3 protein-coding genes and 1 pseudogene are annotated in these 2,819 nt (G+C 76.4%); all 4 read left to right on the forward strand.

Translation table 11 applies throughout. The features are described from left to right. A pseudogene (locus VFZ20_RS18755) lies at window positions 1–330 on the forward strand (capsular biosynthesis protein); the annotation flags it as partial. A 46-nt stretch (window positions 331–376) separates the two neighbouring features. Next, window positions 377–1,165, forward strand: a complete 789-nt coding sequence (locus tag VFZ20_RS18760) for a tyrosine-protein phosphatase (RefSeq protein WP_329685459.1) — start codon at window positions 377–379, stop codon at window positions 1,163–1,165. 41 nt (window positions 1,166–1,206) lie between these two features. Further along, window positions 1,207–1,566, forward strand: coding sequence for a cupin domain-containing protein (locus VFZ20_RS18765; RefSeq protein WP_329685460.1), 360 nt, complete (start codon window positions 1,207–1,209; stop codon window positions 1,564–1,566). A 79-nt stretch (window positions 1,567–1,645) separates the two neighbouring features. Then, on the forward strand, window positions 1,646–2,767 hold the full coding sequence (locus VFZ20_RS18770; RefSeq protein ID WP_329685461.1) for a nucleotidyltransferase family protein: 1,122 nt from the start codon (window positions 1,646–1,648) through the stop codon (window positions 2,765–2,767). The last annotated feature ends 52 nt before the right edge of the window (window positions 2,768–2,819 follow it).

A 2,819-nucleotide genomic window follows, 5' to 3' on the forward strand; every position in this document is an offset into this window, starting at 1 on the left:
CCCAACCCGGCCGAGCTGCTGGGCTCGCCGGTCATGCGCGACCTCATGCACGCCATGATGGACGCCTTCGACCTGGTGGTGCTGGACACCCCGCCCGTCATGGCGGCCTCGGACAGCTCCGTGCTGGCCAGCATGGTGGACGGCGTGGTGCTGGTGGTGCGGGCCGGGCGCACGGAGCGCGGCCTGGCCCAGCAGGCCGTGCGGCAGCTGTCGTCCGTGGGCGCGCGGGTGCTGGGCGCGGCCCTCAACGACCCCGACCGGGCGGCGGTGGCGTACGGCGGCTCGTCGTACTACTACTACGCCTACAACTACTACGGGCCCCGCGAGTGACGGTCACGCGCACCGCGGGGGCGGCCTTCCGCCGACCGGCGCGGCCATGATCGACTTCCACAACCACCTGGTTCCCGGGGTGGACGACGGCGCGGCCTCGCTGGACGAGAGCCGCGCCGCCCTGGCGGCGTACCGCGCGCAGGGGGTGGAGGCCGTCGTGGCCACCCCGCACCTCAAGGCCTCGCTCGCCGACACCCCCGCGGCGCTGGACGAGTACCTGGCGGAGGTCGACGCGGCGTGGGCGTCGCTCCACGCCCTGGCCGCGGCGGAGTTCCCGGGGATGCGGCTGGAGCGCGGCTTCGAGGTCATGCTCGACACGCCCGCCCCCCGCCTGGGCGACCCGCGGCTGCGGCTGGCCGGCACGTCGTTCGTGCTGGTGGAGTTCCCGTTCATGTCCGTGCCGCCCAACGCCGAGAACACCCTGTTCGAGCTCAAGGTGTCCGGCTGGACGCCCGTCATCGCTCACCCCGAGCGCTACGCCAACGCCGACGCCGAGGGGCACGCGGCGGCCGGGTGGAAGCGCGTGGGCGCCCTGCTGCAGGTGAACGCCGGCTCCGTCCTGGGCAAGTACGGCCCCGAGGCCCGCGACCGCGCCTGGAAGCTGCTGGGGCAGGGCATGGCCGACTTCGTCGCCAGCGACTATCACGCCCGCGGCACGCTGCACCTGGGCCCCGCCCGCGAGGTGCTGGCCCGCGCCGCCGGCGGCGACACGCAGGTGCGCCTGCTGATGGACGAGAACCCCGCGCGGCTGCTGGCCGGCGAGGGGCCGCTGCCGGTGCCCGCCCTGCGCCGCCGCCGCCGCTCCTTCTGGGGGCGCCTGTTCGGCGGGCGCTGACGCCCGCTTCTTCCAAGCTCAATCCGCTGCTGACTGCCGACATGACCGACCGCCCTGCCGTGCCGCTCGCCGCGCCCACGATCGTCCCCAAGCCGTGGGGGCGCGAGATCTGGTACGCCCACGAGGACCGCTACGCCGGAAAGGTGCTGGAGGTCACGCGCGGCCACGCGCTCTCGCTGCAGAAGCACGAGCGCAAGATGGAGACGATGTACCTGCAGTCCGGCCGGCTGCTGTACCACTTCAACGGGGTGGACTTCGAGATGGAGCCCGGGCAGTGCATCACCGTGCGCCCCGGCGACATCCACCGCATCGAGGCCCTGGAGGACGCCGTCATCCTGGAGGTGAGCACCCCGGAGCTGGACGACGTGATCCGGCTGGAAGACCGGTATGGCCGCGGCTGAGCCGGCGGACGCTCCTCTTCCATCCCCGCCCGCCGCAACGCCGCCCGACGCGCTCGACACCGCGCGGGCGGCGTTGCCGTTGCGGGACTGGGCCCTGGCCGTCTTCGCGGGGGGCGCGGACCCCGCCCCCGCCGCGCCGCGCGAGGCGTGGCGCGTGTTCCTGGCCGTGGAGCGCTGTGCCCTTCCCCTGCGCGCCCGCGTGCTGGCCCGCCGCGCGCGCCTCTCGTCCGACGCGGCGGCGGTGCTGGAGGCGCGGGCCAACGCGGAGCTGGTGCGCGCCCTCTCCGCCCGGGCCCGGCTTATCACCCTGGGCCGCATGGTCTCCCGGCTGGGCACCGGCGCCGTGGCCCTCAAGGGCGGGGCGGCCGCGCTGGGCACGGACCCCCTGGACGTGCAGGACGTGGACGTGCTCGTCCGCCCGGAGCACGCCGAGGCCGTGGCCGCCGGGCTCGAGGCCGGCGCGGGGGCCCGCCGGCTGGGCGCCGAGGCCGCGCCGGGGACGGCGGGCACGTTTCACCTGGCCCCCCGCGGCGCCGACGACGCCGTGCCCGTGGAGGTGCACTACGCCCTTCCGTTCGTGGGCGATGCGGATCCCTGGGCCGAGGCGGTGCCCGCGGGCCCGCCGGGGATCCTGCGCCTGGCGCCCGCGCTGCACCTGTGGCACGTGCTCGTTCACGGGGCCGTGCACCACCCGGAGCGCCGCGGCAGCCTGCGCGAGCTGCTCATGACCGCCGGGGCCGTGGCGGCGTGCGATGCCGGCGAACTGGCGGAGGTCCGGGCCCGCGCCGCCGCGCACCCCGACGCGCCCCCCCTGCTGCGGACCCTGGACGTGGCGGAGTCGCTGGCCCGTGGCGTGCCCGCGGCCGACGCGTTCCGTCCCCTGGGTGCGCTTGGGTACCTGTTCGCGGCGTCGGGGGGCGGGCGGGCGTACCGCGGGGCGCTGGGGATCTACACCATGCGGGCCGCCTACGCGCTGGCCACGGCGGAGGGCGCGTACCGCCGGCTGTGGCTCAGCTCGCCGTCCGGCGTGCGGTCGCTGGAAAAGTTCGGCGGCGCCTCGTGGGTCGACCGCCTCATCCCCGCCGCGGGGCACACCCTGCGCGTCGCCTACCGCGGCGCCTGCACGGTCGCGGGAACCCTCCGCGCCCTGCGCCTGGCCCGCGCCGCCCGCGCCCTCGCGGCCGAGGCCCCGCGCGGCTGATCCGCGAGTCGCCAGCGCCAGACGGCGCGAAACAGTATTCTCACACGGGGCC

Source organism: Longimicrobium sp., assembly GCF_036280135.1.
GTDB lineage: Bacteria > Gemmatimonadota > Gemmatimonadetes > Longimicrobiales > Longimicrobiaceae > Longimicrobium.

Bases quoted from the DNA above. Each gene is read 5' to 3' on its own strand.
- VFZ20_RS18760 (WP_329685459.1), top strand. From the start codon at position 377: ATGATCGACTTCCACAACCACCTGGTTCCCGGGGTGGACGACGGCGCG.
- VFZ20_RS18765 (WP_329685460.1), top strand. From the start codon at position 1,207: ATGACCGACCGCCCTGCCGTGCCGCTCGCCGCGCCCACGATCGTCCCC.